The following is a 20,143-nucleotide window of genomic DNA, read 5'->3' on the forward strand; positions in this document are numbered from 1 at the left end:
AGACCGCGGCGCAGCACCGCTTTATATCCAGCGCGCGATATCGATTTGCTGATTTGGACAGCGATCCGCCGGTGCCACACCGTGTGTCAGATCAAGGTCCGCAATCGATTGGGGAATGGTGTAACGGTAGCACAACAGACTCTGACTCTGTTTGTCTAGGTTCGAATCCTAGTTCCCCAGCCAGCCAGTCCGGCTTTCAGAGAATATCCTTCGCAGACACCAGAAAGGCCCGCAAAATGCGGGCTTCTTTGACGTCGATGAGTCTCCAAAATTCCAATTGTCGAACTTTTGCGGCGAGAATTCCTAGTCTCCGGCTGTCTATTGAAAATCCCCTCTTTGAAGACTCGCTCTGAAGACGGGACCATGATGGTCCCGGTCACATTGTTACGGGCCCATACAGATCGCCACTGGCGCGTTTCGGGATTCCATTCGACGCGCTCGCAACCGGTCGGCGGATCGAACACTGGTCCACCCGCGATCACATCGACGAGGTTGTCCTTATGTCCCTGTAATCGGATGTTGTTGACAACGAAGGCTCCGTAGCCATTCACCACGACTGATTGCTCGCTTTGAACGAACTCAGCTGGGGCGATAATCCGCACGTCGAGACGGCGATGGATTCGATGATGTTCGAGATGAGACAACACGCAAGCCAAACTGGAACTTAAGACTGCTTGGTGTCCGTTCCAGTGCCTTTTGGCCTATCGCTTTGGACCGCAGGATTGGGAATCTGCCTCGCTTCTTCCTCTGCGAGAAGTTTGCGGATGATATTCCTCTTTTCCTCGTCCTTTTCTTCCTCAAGCAGCTTTCGATAACGCCGTATATTCTCGTTGTGAATGAAGCGTTCCATGACGCCTCCCAACACCAATGACGAGGCTTAATCTCAACAGCGGCAGGGAAAATTTCAACTCACAATTCTAAACAGCGGATGGCATAGCTACCCAATTCGCGTTAGCCGATTGATGGCTTCAGGTATTTATATTAACGATTACAAGCGTTTATTCGCGGGCCGCATTGATGCGAAGTGGGGTACGACTGCGTCGTCGTCGGTTATCAGCAGGGCGTCGAGAAGGAATTTCTCTCCGCGACGCAGTTCAATCTGACTGGAAGACGTCTGGACGCAGGGGCATGCGAATGCCGTGATACGATCACGACATTTTCTCGGCCCATATCGATATTGGAGAAGCGAATCTTGAGCCTGGGCGCGCAATCGCGCCGGGCAAAAGATCATGTCATGTCAGACCGCATCTGATCCAAATCAATATTGTTGCCAGTCGCTCCTCGCTTCCAAGATTGAACTTCTTGATATGTGTCAATCCCGCGGTTTGGGGAGAGTGCATATTCCTCGTTATCGGCTTCCCGGAGGACTCCATGATCAAGGATGTCATTCTTAATATCGAGCAAGATGCTGCGCGGGATCATGCAAGTGACTTTGCGATTTCCATTGCAGAGCAGTTTGATGCTCATATTGCCGGATTCGCATTTGCCTATAGGAGCATCTCTCCAAGCCTGATGGCGGAAGTTCCTTCCAACGTTCTGTCCAGCATTATCGCTGAGGACGAAAAGAAGACCCGGGAGGCCGTCGACCGTTTCGAGGCCGCAGCCAAGCGAAGCCTGCTTTCCGCAGAGCCTCATTTGGTAACCCGCAGTGATTCCGGACCAGCCGAGATGTTCTCGAGCATGGCGCGGCGTTTCGACCTAAGCGTCGTGATGCAGTCCGATCGAGATAGTTGGATTAACAATGACTTTCTGATCGAAATGGCATTATTTGAGTCCGGCCGGCCGGTTATGGTTGTGCCGTATACGCAGAGAGACGGGCTTAAGCTCGAAAGGATTGTTTGCTGTTGGGATGGCAGTCGCACGGCAGCGCGCGCCATTAACGACGCGCTTCCGTTTCTCAGAAGGGCACAGGCCGTAGAATTGCTTACGGTGTTGACTGAGAAGAGTCCTGGCGGACGTGAAATACCGGGGGTCGATATAGGCGCTCACCTTGCGCGTCACGGTATCAAAGTCGGGGTGGAATCAATCCCGGCAGCAGATATCGATGTGACGAATGCCGTTCTGTCGCATGTGTCCGATTGCTCTGCCAATATGATTGTCATGGGCGGCTATGGGCATTCCCGATTTAGAGAATTTGTGCTGGGCGGGACGACACGTCAAATGCTGTCTACAATGACGGTTCCGGTGCTAATGTCGCATTAACGAGCCGGCGAATTTGATGGGAGCAAAGGTTTCCCAGCCGACAGGATGCCACCGGCTCAAAAGATAGCGATTACTTTCGCATGCCGTCCCGTCCAGCTTATTTGAGTGGTGGTTTGACGACACCCAGGCAGTTACGCCGCTGGATTCGGCAGAAATAGCCGAGCTTCCGGATACAACCCGTTCGGAGTGTAATTTGATCCTGGGCAGCCTACTCACTTGGGCCTTGTACCGAGGAATCCAATCATGCGTGTCACGGATATTATGCGAGAGTCCTTTGCAACGGTGAAACCCGGAACATCCCTTATCGAGGTCGCGAGACTGCTGATGCAGACAAATCAAAGAGGACTGCCCGTGCTTGATGAGAAAGGAGAATTGGTTGGAATTGTTTCTGAGGGTAATCTGCTTCACCGAAATGAATTGGGCGTGATCCCTCTAGCGGGAAATTGGCTTGGGCGTTTTCTTGGAAGAGAGGAGAACGATTCTGCCCGGCGGCAGATGCGTGGGCTGTTAGTGGAAGAAATCATGACTCCAGCGCCTGTCTGCGTCGAAGAGGATGCAACGGTCGATGATGTCGTAACCGTCATGGATGCCAGCAAAGTCGGCCAGGTTCCTGTGGTGGCCGCCGGACAAGTGATCGGTATTGTCAGTCGCTTCGAGCTCATAGCAGCCCTGGAGCGGTGCTTGCGCCGGACCGAGGAAGAAGTTTCCAGTGCCCCGACCTTGTGAGGAAATAGCGCGTTTTCCTTTAGGACTTTAGGGCGGGCGATGTAACGCGTACAACCTCGATGCAATCGGCATTCAGCAAGGCGTCTTTCAATTGGCGCTCGGCCGCGATACGCCGGCGGGCGATTGATCGGTGATGATGCCGCTTGGCTCAACAACGCCATTTAGTACGGCAACACCCAGACCATACGATTACGAGTGAATGATCGATCGCGATCTGCCACTGGTCAGTCACTCCCATGAATGAGAGTTACGCATCACCAGATTGTCGTTGACGGCAACGACGCCAGGGACCGAACTGGCGGCGACGTTGATAGCCTTTCTTTCCGTGCCGGAATCAACGACTCCCCAGAGATCGACGACACCATCAACAACTGTGACGCTTAGATACAGCGTGTGGGCCCATGGCTTGGACTTCAGCATCGAAAGGATACGTTCACGAATGTCGCGGTCACCCGGTGATAATTCGAGCGAGCTACGCGAGCTGGCGACGGCCTGAAGAAGATTTGCACGGCTTACGATCCCGACGAGTTGGCCATGCTCCACAATGGGGATCCGCTTGATTGCATGTTTCTCCATCGTTGCCGCAATTTCCTGCAGAGGGGTATCTGGTGTCGCCGCGATGACACGGTCCGTCATGACATCAGAAACATTTTGCGCATGAGCCTTGATGAACTCTGCTGCAAGTGTATCGTTCGCAGCGAAGGCAGTGAGCCACCATGACCGGCGCCGCTCCGTGCCGGCCTCCACGCGATGCAGCAAATCGCCTTCGCTAATGATACCGACAAGATTGCCAGTTTGATCGAGGACGGGTACGGCACTAATTCTGTTATCAAGGAGAAGCTTTGCCGCCTCCCGGACCTTGGCAGATGGACTTATGGTGATGACGGGAGAAACCATGACGTCGCGAGCCAGCATCACAACCTCCACACGTTTCGATCTAAATAGAGTGGTTCCACATAGTTGTTGTTGATTCAGGTCAATCAGTTGAGGGCCAGCAACTCCCAGTAAGCCCATTTGACGCATGTCAAATGAGGTCACTCTCATGGAGTTCTCGGTCGTGTCGTTTAGTCCGCTGGCCTTCCGTTTCGTTTACTGCCCTTGACCGCATCTAGTCCGTTCTGGGCGTAAGCGAGTTGCCGAATGCAATTGGTCAACTCAAGCCTGAAACACATAGGTTCCAGGGGCCGCTTCGTACGGCGACGAGCCGTCAGCAGCAACGGAGCGACAGGAAAAGCTAACCCTTTCGCCTGAAGAACGGGAATCGAGCCAGCGCACCCATTCGGGCCACCATGACCCCTGTCTTTTGGAAGCTGAGGCAAGCCATGTATCGGGGTCAACGTATTCGTTGGGATTTCTGCATGTGCTGATGCGATAATAGGCACCTGTCTTTCCGGGTGGACTCACGACGGAACTATTGTGCCCACCGCCGGCTAAGACGAACTCGGTGTTGGCGGAGCTATAGAGCTGTGTCTTGTAGACGGATCGCCAGGGAGCAATGTGATCTCTTTCCGCTCCGAGAGTGAAGGTGGGGACTTTCAGGTCCTTCAGCGCCACAGCACGCCCATCGACGAGATATTTCCCATGAGCGAAGGTGTTATCGAGAAAGAGTTGGCGGAGGTATTCACTGTGCATCCGCGCCGGCATGCGCGTAGCGTCGGCCAGCCAGGCATCTAGCTCGGTCGGAGACCTTGGCTGACCGAGAAAATACCGTTCGACAAACTGCGAGAAAATCATTTCATTGGCACGCAGAACGGAGAATGCCCCCGCCATCTGCCGTGTATCCAAGAAACCCTGAACATGCATCATGTCGTCGAGCAACGCGAGCTGGCTTTCGTCGATGAAAAGCATCAGTTCACCAGCGTCTTCAAAATCGGTCTGAGCGGCGAGCAAGCTCAGGCTTAGGAGTCTGTCATCATGGTCGCGATCCATGGTGGCCGCTGTAATCGCTAGAATCGTGCCGCCGAGGCAGTATCCTACCGCGTGGAGCTTCTGATTTGGAACGGCTCTGCCGATGGCATCGAGCGCAGTCATCACACCTTTGCTTCGGTAGTCATCAAGCGACGTATTTCGCAATTCCGGACCGGGATTTCTCCACGATATTATGAAGACGGTGTATCCCATATCGACCAGATAGCGGACGAGTGAGTTCTGGGGGCTGAGATCGAGGATGTAGTATTTCATGATCCATGCTGGAACGATGAGGATCGGCTCCTTATGGACTTGGGGTGTTGTCGGAGCATACTGGATGAGCTCCATCAATTCGTTCCGAAAGATGACCTTGCCTTGCGTCACGGCCATGTTGCGGCCGACTTTGAACGCCTCGAGGCCTTTAAGCTTTCCGCCGCGCGCCAACCGGAAGAAGTCCTCAATGAGCAGCGACGCTCCGCCAACAAAATTGATACCGGAGGAACGCATGGTCGCTTCCAGAACCGTTGGATTGGTCCATGCGAAATTTACAGGCGAGAGAGAGTTGAGCAGAAAACTACCGATGAACTCGACACGCTTCGCATGATGGCGTTCGATGCCCGGGATATCACGAGTGGCCGCGTGCCATTGAGCTTCGGCCGCGAGTTGAGCTTTAGCCAGCAGGCTAAATGGTGGGGTTTTCCAGCGAGTATCGCGGAAGCGGCGATCGAGGGGATCTTCCTGCTCCTCATTTTTCCGGGCGCCGGTGAAGATTTCGTGCCAGAAAGAAGTCACCGAATCCAGAGCAAGCTCCCAAAGCTCAATCTGCTTTCCGCTCGAAAGCATCAAGTGGAACGCCCAGTCCTGCCATGCCTGCGTAGCCGCCCACGGCGATTGTCCGCCGGAAAGAATTCCAAAGCGGCCAATCCGTCGGCGGTCGAATTCGCGGAATGGCGAGGTGGGCGCGGCAGGCAGGGCAGTTGCAGCATCAGGATCGGCCACAGGTTTGTCGTTAGGGCTCATGCCGCTGCTTCCCGAGACGAATTCAACATGTCTATGAAGACTGGCGGCGTCTCATCCGAGGCGCCGCGCGGCCGATCGATCATGCGATTACGAGCCGGTCATCGACCGAGGCGACGCCGGGAGCCGACCACGCGGCACTCTCAACGGCCCGCCGTTCATCCCAATTGTCGACACTGCCTTCCAGAATGATCTTGTTCCCGTTCTGCACGGTGACGCGGATTGCTTTCGCCTCCACCTCGGCATGACGCTTGAGCGCCGATTCAATTTTGCTTTTGACGTTCGAAGCATCCACGCGGGGGCTAATAGAGATATTGTTCGTCACCCCACGCACGCCTGACAGCTTGCGGACATCATCTTCAGCTGCCGTTTTTTGGTAGTACCAATCGGCACTGCCGCTGAGTGTCACCCAACCGTCCTGAACCAGGACGTCAATTCCGCTCGGAACAAGAACATCCCAGTCCAGGATGTCAGAAGCGCGTTTTGCGATTTGATCGTCCGCAGTTTTGTTCTGGAATGGATAGCGTACTTCGATGTTTTCGGCGATCGCATGCACGCCCTTTACACGGCGGACGGCAGCGATTGCCGCCACTTTCTCCGCGTAACTTCCGACATGCCCGGTGAGCGTGACGACATTCTTGTCAACGGCCACACCAATATGCTCTCCGCGAAAGCTGGGATCGAATTCCAGTTCGTCGACTATGTCTTGCCTGAGTTGAGCGTCAGTCATGTCATTCTCCATCGTTGAACCAAACAAATGTTACGGCCGCAAACGGTCCTCACCTTGATCAGGATCAAGGCACCAGAGGTTGGAAGACCGATTATGGGACTCGAAAATGACGCCGTCGCGCCGCTACGTAAGGAATGCAGGAGCATGCCAAGTATTCCGCATGATGCTTTGATAGTCGTTGGTGATGGCCGGAAGGCCTTGTTTCTTCGCAATCAAGGAGATGAGAGATTTCCAAATCTCGTGACCGAAACGGTGTTCGAGAATGCAAATCCACCAAGCCGGGAGCAAGGCACCGATCGCCCCGGACGGGTGCATGAAGCTATTCACCTTGGCCGCAGAAGCGCCGTCGACGCCACCGATTGGCACGACATAGGAGAGCATCGGTTTGCGCGAACGATTGCCGCCTCGATAGAGCGCATGGTTCGGTCGGGAAAAGGGAAGGCGCTTATCCTCGTCGCGCCGCCGAGAACATTGTCCGCGCTGCGAGGCGCATTTCATCCCGACGTGAGGGCCAGCATCATTCTGGAAGTAAACAAGGATCTTACGCGTTCGCCTGTCTGGGACATTGAGAAACATCTTACTGGTGCAAATTGATCTACGGTCTGGTGCCGTCGTGTCGCGCACAATCACCGGCGGTATGATTGAGATATTTCCGATATCTAACGACCGCTTCTCAAGAAGGACTTATCAGTTTGGATTAGGCGCACGCGGTATTGCCGCAATCGATGCGGCCGCTGCTTCGCCCATCGCATTAAGGTCGGGATTAATGCAACGGGTCTAGGGCTTGATAAAGCGCAAGCCGCACGCTCTGCCGGCTTGCGAAATTCGCGACGTGTCGTGTTGACCGCCCTGCGACGCCAAGGGCAGGTGAGTGGAGGGTCGAATGAGGTTCCGCTTCCATATTCTAGTCCTGCTTGTACTTCCCGTCTTGATCCCGTTCGCTATTGTAAAATCTGGAGCCCAGGACAACGAGAACGGGCGGCATATCCTGCGGCTGGCCGATATTATGAGCGGCACGCAGTTGCGGCATATGAAACTGTGGTTTGCCGGTCAGTCTTCGAATTGGGAACTCGCCGCCTATGAACTTCGCCAATTCAGGGCGAGTCTGATCGAGGCGGCTTCGCTGTATCCGGGCATTCCAGTGACGAATGTCACCACAATGGCAGATCCCATTGAGGCTGTCGCCGGTGCGATCCAGGCAAAGGATACGCGAGCATTTGTAACCGCATTCGGTTCACTGACAGCAGGGTGCAACTCCTGCCATCAGTCGATGGAACGTGGCTATATCGTCATAAGGGTGCCAACCGCTTCACCTTTCAGCGATCAGGTCTTCCCGGTTCAGGGCAAACCATAGATAGGCAAAGGGGAGTGGAGTTTTCGTCATGGCATTGCGCGGGTTTGCTCTGGTTGGTTTGGCGCTTTTTGCGAGCCTCGCTTCGCCCGCGCAGGCTGAGGAGCCGTCTGCCGATCAGATCGCAGCGGGGCGCAAATTTGCACAAATGGTCTGCGGCGCCTGCCATGTCGTAACGTCAAGGTCTGACGAGAGCCCGCTGCTGAGGCCGCCCGCACCGAGCTTCGCTGTACTCGCGCAGCGGCCGTCATTAACGGAAAAGTCGCTACGGGAACTCCTCAGCTCGAATCATCGCAATCTCGGGCCTGCGGAGGCTATGCCAAATCCTCGGCTTGTGGACTATCAGATAGATGAGCTCGTTGCATATTTCATGGCGCTAAAGGCCGCAAAATAGACCTACCGCCAATGGCGAACTCATCAGGGCGTCAAGATGAACCCGATAAAAGAGCTCGATGCGGAGGAAATCTGGCAGGAGCCGGTTGATCGAATTCTCGCGCGACTGATGACGAGCGCCGTTGGTCTTGATGCCGCAGAAGCTCAACTACGTTTGAAGACGTTTGGGCCGAACGACGCCGCTACTGTCAAGCAATCGCCGCGCTGGCTCCAGTTTCTTTCGCGATTTCGAAACCCGCTGGTCATTATCCTACTCGTGGCGAGCGGATTGTCGGCGGCAAGCGGCGATGTCGCGAGCTTCCTGATCGTCGTGATGATCGTATTGATCAGCATGACGATCGATTTCGTTCAGGAAGTTCGCGCTCAGAATGCGGTCGAGGCACTCCGCCGGTCGGTCGCGGTACATGCAACGGTACGACGCAGCGGCACCTGCCTGCCGGTGCCGACCGATTGTCTGGTGCCCGGCGATATCGTCGAACTCATCGCTGGCGATCTCGTGCCGGCAGACTCGCGGCTGCTCGAAAGCCGAGATCTTTTCATCAATCAGGCGCTTTTGACCGGGGAGGCATATCCGGTCGAGAAGCAGTGTAGCGATGCTCCGTCGGGTGCCAAAAACCCTGCCGGAGCTTCCAATGCCGTATTTGCAGGCACCTCTGTGATCAGCGGCACCGCGACAATTGTTATCTGCCGAACTGGAGGCAAGACGGCTCTCGGCCATCTGGCGGCAAGCCTCGGGGAAAAGCCACCAGCCACCGCCTTTGAGGTCGGCATTCGTCGGTTTGGCCTGCTGATCATGCGTCTTACAATATTGATGGTGCTCTTTGTCCTGGTGGTGAACATCTCATTTCACCGGCCAGTGCTGGAGTCCTTGATGTTTGCGCTGGCGCTTGCTGTCGGTTTGACGCCTGAGCTGTTGCCGATGATCGTGAGCGTCACGCTTGCGCGTTCAGCATTGGAGTTGTCGAAGCGAAAGGTGATTGTGAAGCGCCTGTCCGCAATTCACGATCTCGGCGCCATGAACATGCTTTGCACGGATAAGACTGGAACGCTGACTGAAGCCAAGATCAAGCTTGCGCGCACAATTGACGGGCGCGGTGCTGAGAGTGCATCTGTCTATGCCTACGCCTATGTGAACAGCCGCTTTGAGACTGGGATGAAGAGCCCGCTCGATGAGGCAATCCTTGCAGCAAGTCGATTCGATATGACCGGCTGGAAGAAGATCGACGAAGTGCCATTCGATTTCGAGCGGCGGCGCGTCTCGGTTCTGGTGCAGCACGGTGCCGAGCGCCGTCTGATAGTTAAAGGTGCGCCGGAGGAGCTGCTTCGGTTGTCGGGCCGATACGAGGCGGCGGACGGGACGGTTTTGCCGCTTGATCCTGAAACACGTCGTTGCTTCGAAGCCACCCTTGATGATCTCGGTGCGCAAGGATTTCGCGCCCTAGGCATCGGCAGTCACGTGGTTGATGTGGTTCACGAGACCGCCGTGGTTAGCGACGAGAGCGACCTTGTCTTTTCCGGTTTTGCTGTTTTCCTTGATCCTCCAAAGACCAGTGCTGGAGCTACTATCCGCGCTATGACCGCAGCGGGCGTTGCCGTGAAGGTGCTGACCGGTGATAACGAACGCGTGACGCGCCACGTCTTCGAGGAGATCGGTGTGCCGGTCATTGGGGTGCTGACCGGCGACCAACTGATGCATCTTTCGGACGAAGCGTTAATCGGGCAGCTCTCGCAGGTCAACCTATTCTGCCGCGTCAATCCGCAGCAGAAGCTTCGGATTTTGCTCGCGCTTAAACGGCTTGGCCATGTCGTTGGCTTCATGGGCGACGGAATCAACGATGCACCCGCGTTGCACGCGGCCGATGTTGGAATATCAGTCGCCGAGTCCGCCGATGTCGCACGCGCGGCGGCCGACTTGATCCTGCTCGAACAGGATCTTTCTGTTGTGCGTGAGGCTGTGGTCTGCGGGCGCAGCACGGTCCAGAACGTGTCCAAGTATGTCCTGATGGGGTCAAGTTCGAATTTTGGCAATATGTTCAGCATGGCCGGTGCGGCGTTGTTCTTGCCTTTTTTGCCGATGCTCCCGATCCAGATTTTGTTGAACAACCTTCTCTACGATGTGTCTGAGATCGCGATTCCCTTCGACCGGGTGGATGAGGAGGCGATCGCAGGACCGGTGAAATGGGACGTCAAGTTTATCGAGCGATTCATGCTGGTATTCGGGCCGGTTAGCTCTGTCTTTGATTTTCTGACATTCTATGTGCTTTTGTATTTATTCGGCGCTGGCGAAGCGCTCTTTCAGACGGGCTGGTTCATCGAATCGATCACGACCCAGGTTCTAGTGGTTTTCGCCATCCGAACGCGACGACCGTTCTTTCGGAGCACACCGCATATGCTTCTCATCGTCATGGCCCTTGGAGTTATTACTATCGCAATCTCCCTCCCGTTTTCTCCGATCGGCAGATTATTTGGATTTGTAGCGCCGCCGCAGCTATTCTTTTTCTTCGTGATCAGCGCGACACTCGCGTATCTTGCGATCGTGGACATCGCCAAGCACGCTTTCTACCGCCTCATAGCTGCACGATCGACTCGTATTAAGACCATGATTCACACACCATCGTCCTTTCTGAGATAATCCCGAAGGCAAGCACGTCCCAGAATGTGATGCGTGTCGCGAGCTGCGCTTTCAGAGATTTGATATGGGTCAACGGGTCTCTGCTGAGACGTGGACGTAATGCACCTTCAGGCGAGGAGGCAGTTATGTCCTATGCAACGCTAATGGTTTCGATCAATGTCGACCGCAATTCGAGCGATCTGACAAGAGTTGCAACCGCTGTGGCAGATAAGTTCTCGGCCAATCTGGTCGGATTATCGGCGATTGCGATTGTGCCGCCGTTTGTCGCCGAAGGTGTCGTGATCGTCGACAATGCTACGGAATTCGATATCGAAAAAATGAAGGCCAGTCTGGCGGAGGCTGGAAATAGATTTCGATCTGCCGCCGGAACTGGTCGCCGGATCGAATGGCGGTCGGCTATCGGGTTTCCTACACAAACATTGATCGGTGAGGCTAGGTGTGCCGATTTGATTATCGTGCAAAAAGGCAAGTCGGATAATGTCTATCGAACTGTGGATGTAGGTGCGGCCATTCTGGGAGCCGGCCGTCCCTTTTTAGTAGTTCCTACAGGAGTGAAATCACTTACGGCCGATCATGTCGTGATCGGATGGAGGGAAAGCCGTGAGGCACGGCGAGCAGTTCAGGATGCGCTGCCATTTCTTCAGAAAGCGAAGTACATCACCATCATTGAGATCTGTGAGAAGGATCAGATAGACGCTGCGCGCACTCACGTTGACGATGTCGTTCATTATCTCGCGCGGCACAGCATAAGTGCTGAACGCCGCGTTGAACTGTCGGTCGGTGGTTCGGGTGCGGATCAGATTATCGGATTGGCAGAGGACTTGGGGGCCGACCTGCTGGTGACTGGCGCCTACGGTCACAGCCGGCTCAACGAATGGGTCTTTGGCGGGATGACCCGTGACCTATTGATCTCAAGCCCTCTCTGCTGTCTCATGTCCCACTGAGCATTGAGCGAACTGTCTTTTTGCTTGTCCACGACAATATCAGGGCCGAGGAGGCACAGGATTGGCCACATTTGGCCCGCAAGTATTAGTTGATGTGCTGGTACCATTGCCGCCAACGTCGCCAGTTGTCTCCGCGGCCTGGCGAAGCGCCTGGGCGCGGAGATTTTCTTCTGGAAGGTCGAATTCCTTGGCAATTGTCACGCCATCATTGCAGACGATTGGCGCGCCCTAGCCTTTTGAATTAAGATCGACTTTGACTTCGGCCCCAGCGTACCACACACAGCATCGGCAAGGAGGGGCGCGCCCCACGATACCTTCTCACGAGCCGCCGAATAAAAGCAGTATCTCTTTGTTTGCTATTTACTGTTTCCCTGAGCTGTCAAACTACTATGAGTATTGAGTGCACCATACAATGAGGCCTCGCCGATCAGGCGCGATGTGGCGAGGCCAGCATTCTTACTTCGGGTTCACGGGGATCGTCTTCTTTTGCTTGTGCGCTTCCGGAGATTTCGGGAGGGTGATGGTCAAAACTCCGTTCTTAAACGCCGCCTCAATCTTGTCGGCATCGACGCCGCTTGGGACCTGAAGCGAGCGGCGGAAAGAACCGTAGCGACGCTCGGAGACGTAGCGATCCTTCGTCTTCTCTTCCTTGTCCTCCTGCTTCTCCCCCTTCACCGACAACACGTTGTCGGACAATTGAATCTCGATATTCTTGGCGTCGAGGCCCGGCAGCTCCGCCGTGACTTCGAAAGCTTTCTCCTTCTCGACAATGTCAATTGCCGGCGTAATGTTGAAGCCAAGATCACGGCGCCAGAACGGCTCCAAAAGCGGCCGGTAAGACGGCGCATGCAGGAATCCATTCTGAAAATCATGAAACAGCCGGTCTACCTGATTGCGCAGGTTTTCGAACGGTTGCCAGTCTGAGAATTTGGTGGCCTGAGCAACCGGAGTTTCTTCGGTCTTAATGGGCAGCTTGTTAGCAGCTTCCGCCATGACAGATACTCCTCTGAGTTTGTTAAGTTCGAAAAGCATATGCCCGGCGGATGAGGCCTCTCCTTGATCTTAATCAAGCATCACTCGCTAAAGAATAGCCGTATGCTAAAGGATAGCGCCGAGTATTTTACACTCAAGTAGACTCGCGGTGACAACTGGTGCAGGAGACCGCCGAAGGCCGATGAACATGATGAAACTTGGCGCAGATGAGGCTGTCACCAATAGAAAGGTGGTCGCGGAGCAAGAAAGGGGCCGCGTGAGGCGGTCGCGCGGGGCGGCCTTGGATTGTCGTCCTATATCCAGACGGATGGTTTGAAGCTCGACCGGATTGTGTGCTGTTGGGATGGCAGCTGCGCCGCAACGCGTGCAAAATTGAGGGCATCGCGTGCCACGAACAACGCCGTAATCGGAGCCGCGATATAGAGCAGTATGCGCACGATCCAGATCATAATCGACATTCTTTTTTGAGGACTGCCGATCACTCGATACAAAAGAACGAGGACTGTCGATTTTTTTGCGTCAAACTGGCCGTCGCATTGTCCGCCAACGCGTCTTTGTGATCGTCTGCTGATCGTTCAAATCCATCCGGAAATTTGCCACGTCGTCGCGGCAAGCCCCGTTGCAAGGGCAAGACTACTGATCGCGCCTACCAGCATTCCGATGTCTCGCCCTCCGGTCCACCCGGCAATCATGGCTTTCGAGATTGTGTTGACACTAACCGCAAGCATGATTGCCCGAGCAGCTATAGTTAGATCGAGATCTCCTCCGCCCAAGCGGGCCATCGAAATGGTCAAGGCGTCGACGTCAGCCACACCGGACAGAGCGGCGACCATCAGGACGCCTGTGCCTCCGAATGTCTGGCGGGTGATTTCGGCGGTCAGTATCAGAGCGCCGATAAAGGCCGCCGATTTGAGTGCCGTTCCGAACGCCAGTGGATTCTGTATCAAGAGTCTTGGGGTGTGCCGCTCGCTGTTGCCCAAGAGGAGGATCAAAGCTCCCGCCGACAGGATTGCGGCGGCGCTGCCAAGCGGAAGGACAAGCGGATCCAACAGCGCTCGATTTAGCGCTACGGCGACGACCGCGACGCGTGCCATCATGACGGCACCGGCGATCAGGATGCCTGCACTCAGGAGTCTGAAAGAGCCGGGATGCTCGCGGTTGAGTCTGGCGAAGGTCAGGGTCGTGACGGTCGAGGATGCCAAGCCGCCGGCGATAGCCGTTGTAACAATGCCGAGACGTTCTCCAAGGGTCCGGACCGCGACATACCCAACAAAGGATATCCCGGCGGTCAAAATGGCGAGAAGCCAGATTTCATAGAGGTTGACAGAATTCCAGGGATCAATGGTCTTGTTCGGTAGAATCGGCAGCAGCAAGAACGACATCGCGAGAAGAATGAGAACTGCACGAAGCTCATGCCACGTGAGCGAAGCGATCCCGCTGTGAATCCATTCGCGAAAGGCCAGAAGGCTGGTCATCGCAACGGCGCAGGCGATTGCAATGTGAGGATCGCCTGTAACCGACATTGTTCCAAGCAGGAATGTCAGCATCCCGGCGACGACAGAAGTCACACTCAGGTTACGTTCAGCTTTGGCCTCCAGCCAATGGAACGCAGCGAATGCTGCTGTATGACCGAGAAAAACAACTCCGATGATTAGGCCGTTGGTTTGAAGTGCAACGGCGCCGGTCACGCCACCCAGTAGGCCCGATAGCGCAAACGTGCGGAACCCTGCGGCTCGTTGATGATCTTGCTCGTCGCGCGTGCGCCAGCCGCGCTCCAGGCCCACGAGCAGACCGATGGCTAGCGAAATGGTAAGGCGGCTGAGAATTTGGCTCTGATCCATACAGCGTTCACCTTATCACCCTCGTCTCAATGGGGCCGATCGCATCAATGTTCGGCAGGTACTTGTCGGTCGAACGGCTTTCTTCGCGCTTTGATTGACTCAACTCCCCCAGTTCCGTGCCCGTTCGTTACGCTCAGTGTTTAGAAAGTGCCCGAAAGCATGAGTCCATGTTTGAGATGGATCAATGGGTCTCTAACGCAGACAGGTACCTTTAGATTTCTAAATGGTGGAGGCATCCGATGTCTGACGCACAGAATGTCGAAAAGTCCGCGAACGGAAACGGTACCAACAGGATTGCCGATCAGCTTGTCGGCATGAACGCACGATCTATCAATCTGCTTTTTAATGTTCAGAAGGCCGTTCTTGAAGAACTGATCGATGTGGGAAACGATGCGCTTGAGCGCACCAGTACTGAGTTATCGATTGCGAATGAATTCGCGTCCAAGATTGCGGAGGCTCACTCGGCAAATGGCCTCAAACAAGTTTACGAGGAATGCGGCAAGCATCAGACCGATTTTATCCGTCGCGACAGTGAACGGGCTTTCAAGCACTGGCAACGTTTTCTCGACCGAACCTCGAAGGTTTTTTTCAATCAGCCAACGGAATAGTTTTCGGCGCAGTGCAACTTTTTCGCTCAAGGCGTGAAACAGGCTTTCGTCGACTGGATATCTGAGACGAACAGCGCAGCACTGTGGTCGAACGTCTGTTCGGGCGGCCCGGAAGCATCAACAATGGTCCAGTCTACTGCTCCCAAATCATATGTTTCCTGCCGTGCTGCAACTTCAGGTGTGGCGTCGGATGCGTCGCCAGACCGCTGACCAACCCGTTTAATCCGCGTTTCGAGGTCGGCCGTCAGAAAGATACCGACAAAGTTGCAATTCATGTTTCCAGCAACACTGCGGATTGCAGATCGTTCAGATTCGCGGGCAAATACGGCATCGACGATCACGGAGTAGCCCTGTTCGAGAATGCGAACGGCCTTGTTGGCCATCATTTGGTAAACCGCCTCTGCAGTTCCCGAGTGGTAAGCAGCAACAGGTAGTGGATCGATTTCGTTGACGTGAAACAGCATCTTTCGCATCACGTCCGAGCGCAGGAGGATGGCGCCTGGCGGTGGCCGGATCGCGCCGGCTAGCATGCGCCCGAGAGTGGACTTGCCGGTCCCCGATAGACCTCCGATTGCAACAAGACAAGGCGGCGAGGGAGAGATGAGACGCCGCGCGAGATCATAATAAGCCTGCGCTTGCTTCCTTATGTCCTTTGGATGGCCCTGATCATCGAGCCTGGTGAGCAGAACGTTCGCCCGGATGGCCGCGCGCATGGACATGAAGAGCGGTAGAAGTGAAAGCGCGTCAAAATTGTCTTCAGGCGTTTTGGCAAGATATTCATTGAGGACCCGATTCGCTGCGGCGTCTGATCCGTGTCGGATGAGGTCCATGAGCACGAATGCGAGGTCGTAAAGGACATCGACCGAGGCGATATCCGTATCGAACTCGATCGCATCGAAAAGAACCGGCCTGCCATCGATTAGAACGATATTTCCCAGATGAAGATCCCCGTGGCATCGCCGAACAAATCCAAGCCGCCCGCGCTGTTCCAGCAACCCGCGACGACGCTCAAAAATGCGGAGGCTTGCGTGTTCCAGTTCATCGATCTCGCTGGACGCGAGATGGCCGTGGTAGTGGAATGCGGCACTGTTGCGCGTGACAATCAACGGTATGGATTGGATCCATGGATCGTACGGAGCAAGGGTCGATTCTGAATGGGCGTTGGCGATGACGTCGGCGACCGCTGTGGCGGTGCCGGGATTGATCGGCCCGGCTTCTGCGACATGATCGAGCGTCAGACGCTCGTTGAAACGAACCATATCGACGGCCCATTCGACCGGAAACCCTTCGCCATCAATGTGGAGCCTTCCATTCTTGTCGCGTGTAATGGGAATAACGCGTCGATAGATCTGCGGCGCAAACTTCCGGTTAACGTTCATCTCTTCTTCGCAGGCTGTCTTCCGCTTGCTCAATGTCGAGTAGTCGAGGAAAGGAAAGCGGATGGCCCGCTTGATTTTCAGCGCGCGATCGCCTGACAGAAATACAAAAGCAGCGTGGGTATCGAATCGTTTGACGGATGTGCCGCCGTGTGTCGCAGGGTTTGCCAGGAATTTCAGCACTTCGTCCTGCGAAGTCCGGTGCTGTATCGTCATAATGGGCATATCCTGTGATGCGACAATTTCGCCATCGTGCTCGATGCTCGGCATCGCCGTGTCAATCACAGCCTAAGCGGCCAATTCCTACCGGGGATTGAGGCAGGTCAAAAGGTGTTGTCCGGAGTGGCCTAGGAAATATCTAGCCATGGCCTTGAACGGATATCCAACTTGAGCTCCGAACCTGTCCTGAATATCGCAAGTGAGGGTGATGCCCTTAATCTCCGCCCGAGCGGATCGTGGACAGCGACGCATGCCTCTGCCCTCGAGCATCTTTACGAAACCGTCTCGCCCAAGCTCAGTCGAGCAGGGGCGATAAGGGTCGATCTGACCAATGTCGGCGAGCTCGACACGCTCGGAGCATGGCTGCTTGAGAAGATCGCGCGACACGCCCCGCGGTTGGGCCCCCCCGCAGACGTGATTGGGATATCCGACCGTTATGCTGGATTGATTGCCGAAGTGAACCAGGTCAATCGCCGCAAGCCTGCGGCGGAAAAGCCCGAAAACCCAATCATTGTTCGGCTGGAACAGCTCGGCCGCTACGCCGCGGGTATCACCGAAGACGTAGCCATCTTTCTTCAGATGCTGGGGGCGTTGGGTCTTGCTTTGTTCGGTGTTCTACGCCGGCCGCGGTCTCTTCGGCTGACTTCACTTGCCTATCAGATTTATCGCGTCGGTTGGCAGGCCATACCGATCATCCTCCTCATCACTTTTCTCATCGGTGCGATCATTGCCCAGCAGGGCATCTTTCATTTCCGTAAATTCGGCGCGGAGTCCTATGTCGTGGACATGGTCGGCATCCTCGTCCTTCGGGAACTTGGTGTCTTGATCGTCGCCATCATGGTGGCGGGCCGTTCCGGCAGCGCTTATACCGCCGAACTCGGTTCGATGAAAATGCGTGAAGAAATCGACGCGCTGTCCACCATGGGCCTCGATGCGGTCGAGGTGCTGGTCCTGCCGCGAATTCTGGCACTCATCTGCTCCCTTCCTATCCTCGCATTCATCGGCTCGATGGCGGCACTCTATGGTGGCGGTCTGGTCGCCTGGCTTTACGGCGGAATGAGCCCGGCAATATTCATGGCACGGCTGCATGATGCTGTATCGGTTACCAGCTTTGAAGTCGGAATCATCAAGGCGCCATTCATGGCGCTGGCAATAGGTATTGTTGCCTGCAGCGAAGGTCTCAGGGTTAAAGGAAGCGCAGAATCGCTTGGGCGGCAAACGACGACATCTGTGGTCAAATCGATTTTCCTCGTCATTGTGCTCGACGGCATCTTCGCCGTGTTCTTCGCGTCGATCGGAATGTGACGATGGCGGAAGAGGTCGACCAGTTTGCGATCCGTGTCAGCGAACTCGTTGTTGGCTTTGGCCGGCAGACGGTGCTCGATCACCTGACGCTAGATGTCCGCAAGGGAGAGATTCTCGGCCTTGTTGGTGCCTCGGGCGGCGGTAAATCCGTTCTGATGCGAACGATCATCGGTCTTATTCCCAGGCGGAGCGGCCGGATCGAGGTCATGGGTGCCGAAATAAGTGAGGCACGTCATGTCACGCACACGGCTGCCGGCAAGTGGGGTATCCTCTTCCAGCAAGGGGCGCTGTTTTCATCTCTGACCGTTCGCCAGAACGTTCAATTTCCGCTGCGCGAGGAGTTGGATCTCTCCCAGGAATTAATGGATGAAGTTGCTACTGCGAAACTCGAGATGGTTGGGCTTGCGCCTGAGGATGGGGACAAATTTCCGTCGCAGCTTTCAGGTGGTATGACCAAGCGCGTCGCATTGGCCCGTGCGTTGGCGCTCGACCCCCCGATCGTTTTTCTTGATGAGCCGACATCGGGACTGGATCCAATCGCAGCGGGCGATTTCGATGTTCTGATCAAGACACTTCAGAAAACGCTGGGGCTGACTGTCTTCATGGTCACGCACGATCTCGCCAGTCTTAACACAGTATGCGATCGCGTCGCTGCGCTTGCGGACGGAAAGATCGTAGCGATTGGCTCAATGAGCGAACTGCTCCGCTCCGAACATCCGTGGGTTAAGGCCTATTTTCACGGCAAGCGCTCCCAGATGCTCCAACCGGGAAAGATTTAGGATCATGGAAACGCGTGCTCCCTTCGTTATCGTAGGTGCCTTCATTCTGGCAGCTATCGGCGCCGTTTTTGGCTTTGTCTATTGGTTGCACAATACTGGGGGGATCGGAGCGCGAACGTCGTATAACTTGCAGTTCAACGGCTCGGTGCCGGGGCTGCTGGTTGGAGCAGCGGTGCTGTTCAATGGAATTCGCGTTGGGGAGGTGACCAGTCTTGGCCTCGCGGCCGACAGCCCGCGTCGCGTCAATGCAGTAATTTCGGTTATGCCGGACACGCCGGTGCGCGCGGACACCAAAGTTGGTCTGGACTTTCAGGGGCTGACCGGCGTTCCGGTGGTTGCTCTGGAGGGTGGGGTGCAACTCACAGCCTCAGGGCCGGTGCCGACGCTTATCGCCGAGCCCGGTGCGGGCCAGAGCATGACTCAGGCCGCCCGTGATGCGCTCAAGCGTGTCGATGCCGTACTGGCTGAAAACGCGGAGCCCCTGAAGAGCACGATTTCCAATCTGCAGATATTCTCTGATGGGTTGGCGAGAAATGCCGGCCGGCTTGATGGCATCGTCGCGGGTCTTGAGCGGATGACGGGGGGAGGAGCTTCCGCCGCTCCGAAGGTCATTTATGACCTCGATGCTCCTCAGGATTTCGGGTCGTCCAGGAAGCACATCAAGGCTCAGCTTGTCATTTCCGATCCTACATCGATCCTGATGTTCGATACGCAGCGTATCCTTTTCATGCCGCCTGGCGGGAGTCATCCCGAATTTTCCGACTTCCAGTGGAGCGACAGCCTGCCGAAACTTGTTCAGGCAAAGATCATTCAGAGTTTTGAGAATTATGATCCCGAACATGCACCGCTTCGCGCAATTGATGGCGTTGCAGCCGAATATCAGCTTCTGATTGATATTCGCGGTTTTCAGATCAGAACGAGTTCTGAGCCGGTCGCTGAGATTGACTTCTCGGCCAAGATTCTCGGTAAGGACGGCCGCGTCCTTGCATCAAGGCTCTTCGCTGAAAAAAGAAAGCTGGAAGAGCTGACCCCAGAATCGGCGTTGCGCGCCTTTAGCGGAGCATTCGGCAGCATTGCAAAGGACCTCATCAGCTGGACTCTGACCGTAATCGGATAGAT

Annotated in this window: 18 protein-coding genes, 1 tRNA gene and 2 pseudogenes; 13 read left to right on the forward strand and 8 right to left on the reverse strand. The window is 55.3% G+C overall.

From position 1 onward, the window contains the following. Nucleotides 1-109: 109 nt before the first annotated feature. Nucleotides 110-183, forward strand: a tRNA-Gln gene (locus AC1Q67_RS18305). A gap of 481 nt (nt 184-664) precedes the next feature. On the opposite strand, the gene AC1Q67_RS18310 is transcribed toward AC1Q67_RS18305, so the two are convergent. Next, nucleotides 665-850, reverse strand: coding sequence for a hypothetical protein (locus tag AC1Q67_RS18310; protein ID WP_492236883.1), 186 nt, complete (start codon nt 848-850; stop codon nt 665-667). Between the two features lie 521 nt (nt 851-1,371). On the opposite strand from AC1Q67_RS18310, the gene AC1Q67_RS18315 reads away from it, so the two are divergent. Continuing rightward, nucleotides 1,372-2,202: a universal stress protein gene (locus AC1Q67_RS18315; RefSeq protein WP_492236882.1), complete on the forward strand. Its 831-nt coding sequence runs from the start codon at nt 1,372-1,374 to the stop codon at nt 2,200-2,202. A gap of 243 nt (nt 2,203-2,445) precedes the next feature. Beyond that, the gene (locus tag AC1Q67_RS18320; protein ID WP_492236881.1) at nt 2,446-2,928 is read left to right on the forward strand and encodes a CBS domain-containing protein; all 483 of its coding nucleotides are present in this window, start codon (nt 2,446-2,448) and stop codon (nt 2,926-2,928) included. Nucleotides 2,929-3,156: 228 nt separating this feature from the next. Here the strand turns inward: AC1Q67_RS18320 and AC1Q67_RS18325 are convergent, their stop codons facing one another. From AC1Q67_RS18325 to AC1Q67_RS18335, 3 genes are all read right to left on the reverse strand, one after another. After that, complete coding sequence (locus AC1Q67_RS18325) at nt 3,157-3,843, reverse strand: CBS domain-containing protein (RefSeq protein ID WP_492236880.1); 687 nt, start codon at nt 3,841-3,843, stop codon at nt 3,157-3,159. A gap of 240 nt (nt 3,844-4,083) precedes the next feature. Then, nucleotides 4,084-5,856, reverse strand: coding sequence for a PHA/PHB synthase family protein (locus AC1Q67_RS18330; protein ID WP_492236879.1), 1,773 nt, complete (start codon nt 5,854-5,856; stop codon nt 4,084-4,086). Nucleotides 5,857-5,935: 79 nt separating this feature from the next. Next, complete coding sequence (locus AC1Q67_RS18335; protein WP_492236878.1) at nt 5,936-6,583, reverse strand: BON domain-containing protein; 648 nt, start codon at nt 6,581-6,583, stop codon at nt 5,936-5,938. Between the two features lie 93 nt (nt 6,584-6,676). Here AC1Q67_RS18335 and AC1Q67_RS18340 point away from each other — a divergent pair, with 93 nt between their 5' ends. From AC1Q67_RS18340 to AC1Q67_RS18360, 5 genes are all read left to right on the forward strand, one after another. Next, on the forward strand, nt 6,677-7,177 hold the full coding sequence (locus AC1Q67_RS18340) for a host attachment protein (RefSeq protein ID WP_492236877.1): 501 nt from the start codon (nt 6,677-6,679) through the stop codon (nt 7,175-7,177). Between the two features lie 289 nt (nt 7,178-7,466). Further along, nucleotides 7,467-7,937, forward strand: a complete 471-nt coding sequence (locus AC1Q67_RS18345; RefSeq protein ID WP_492236876.1) for a hypothetical protein — start codon at nt 7,467-7,469, stop codon at nt 7,935-7,937. Nucleotides 7,938-7,965: 28 nt separating this feature from the next. Next, nucleotides 7,966-8,328, forward strand: coding sequence for a c-type cytochrome (locus AC1Q67_RS18350; protein WP_492236875.1), 363 nt, complete (start codon nt 7,966-7,968; stop codon nt 8,326-8,328). Nucleotides 8,329-8,364: 36 nt separating this feature from the next. Further along, the gene (gene mgtA / locus AC1Q67_RS18355; protein WP_492236874.1) at nt 8,365-10,959 is read left to right on the forward strand and encodes a magnesium-translocating P-type ATPase; all 2,595 of its coding nucleotides are present in this window, start codon (nt 8,365-8,367) and stop codon (nt 10,957-10,959) included. A gap of 125 nt (nt 10,960-11,084) precedes the next feature. After that, nucleotides 11,085-11,903: a universal stress protein gene (locus AC1Q67_RS18360; protein ID WP_492236873.1), complete on the forward strand. Its 819-nt coding sequence runs from the start codon at nt 11,085-11,087 to the stop codon at nt 11,901-11,903. 87 nt (nt 11,904-11,990) lie between these two features. On the opposite strand, the pseudogene AC1Q67_RS18365 reads toward AC1Q67_RS18360, so the two are convergent. Together AC1Q67_RS18365 and AC1Q67_RS18370 are read right to left on the reverse strand one after the other, a co-directional pair. Continuing rightward, nucleotides 11,991-12,253, reverse strand: a pseudogene (locus tag AC1Q67_RS18365) (TCP-1/cpn60 chaperonin family protein); the annotation flags it as partial. 106 nt (nt 12,254-12,359) lie between these two features. Beyond that, on the reverse strand, nt 12,360-12,896 hold the full coding sequence (locus AC1Q67_RS18370) for an Hsp20/alpha crystallin family protein (RefSeq protein ID WP_492237164.1): 537 nt from the start codon (nt 12,894-12,896) through the stop codon (nt 12,360-12,362). A gap of 269 nt (nt 12,897-13,165) precedes the next feature. Here AC1Q67_RS18370 and AC1Q67_RS18375 point away from each other — a divergent pair. Next, nucleotides 13,166-13,265, forward strand: a pseudogene (locus AC1Q67_RS18375) (universal stress protein); the annotation flags it as partial. Nucleotides 13,266-13,471: 206 nt separating this feature from the next. Here AC1Q67_RS18375 and AC1Q67_RS18380 read toward each other — a convergent pair. Further along, on the reverse strand, nt 13,472-14,737 hold the full coding sequence (locus AC1Q67_RS18380; RefSeq protein ID WP_492236872.1) for an MgtC/SapB family protein: 1,266 nt from the start codon (nt 14,735-14,737) through the stop codon (nt 13,472-13,474). Between the two features lie 239 nt (nt 14,738-14,976). Here AC1Q67_RS18380 and AC1Q67_RS18385 point away from each other — a divergent pair, with 239 nt between their 5' ends. Further along, nucleotides 14,977-15,345 carry a hypothetical protein gene (locus AC1Q67_RS18385; protein WP_492236871.1) on the forward strand — a complete coding sequence of 123 codons (369 nt, stop codon included), beginning with the start codon at nt 14,977-14,979 and terminating at the stop codon, nt 15,343-15,345. 26 nt (nt 15,346-15,371) lie between these two features. On the opposite strand, the gene AC1Q67_RS18390 is transcribed toward AC1Q67_RS18385, so the two are convergent. Then, nucleotides 15,372-16,991, reverse strand: coding sequence for a bifunctional aminoglycoside phosphotransferase/ATP-binding protein (locus AC1Q67_RS18390; protein ID WP_492236870.1), 1,620 nt, complete (start codon nt 16,989-16,991; stop codon nt 15,372-15,374). A 117-nt stretch (nt 16,992-17,108) separates the two neighbouring features. Between AC1Q67_RS18390 and AC1Q67_RS18395 the strand changes: the two genes are divergently transcribed. Genes AC1Q67_RS18395 through AC1Q67_RS18405 form a run of 3 tightly spaced genes read left to right on the forward strand, consistent with a single transcriptional unit; the run spans nt 17,109 to nt 20,141 of the window. Further along, nucleotides 17,109-18,245: an ABC transporter permease gene (locus AC1Q67_RS18395; RefSeq protein WP_492236869.1), complete on the forward strand. Its 1,137-nt coding sequence runs from the start codon at nt 17,109-17,111 to the stop codon at nt 18,243-18,245. Nucleotides 18,246-18,247: 2 nt separating this feature from the next. Continuing rightward, nucleotides 18,248-19,024, forward strand: coding sequence for an ABC transporter ATP-binding protein (locus AC1Q67_RS18400; protein WP_492236868.1), 777 nt, complete (start codon nt 18,248-18,250; stop codon nt 19,022-19,024). Nucleotides 19,025-19,028: 4 nt separating this feature from the next. Beyond that, nucleotides 19,029-20,141: an ABC-type transport auxiliary lipoprotein family protein gene (locus AC1Q67_RS18405; protein ID WP_492236867.1), complete on the forward strand. Its 1,113-nt coding sequence runs from the start codon at nt 19,029-19,031 to the stop codon at nt 20,139-20,141. Nucleotides 20,142-20,143 lie beyond the last annotated feature (2 nt).

Source organism: Afipia sp. GW823-FHT06G09 (assembly GCF_058794875.1).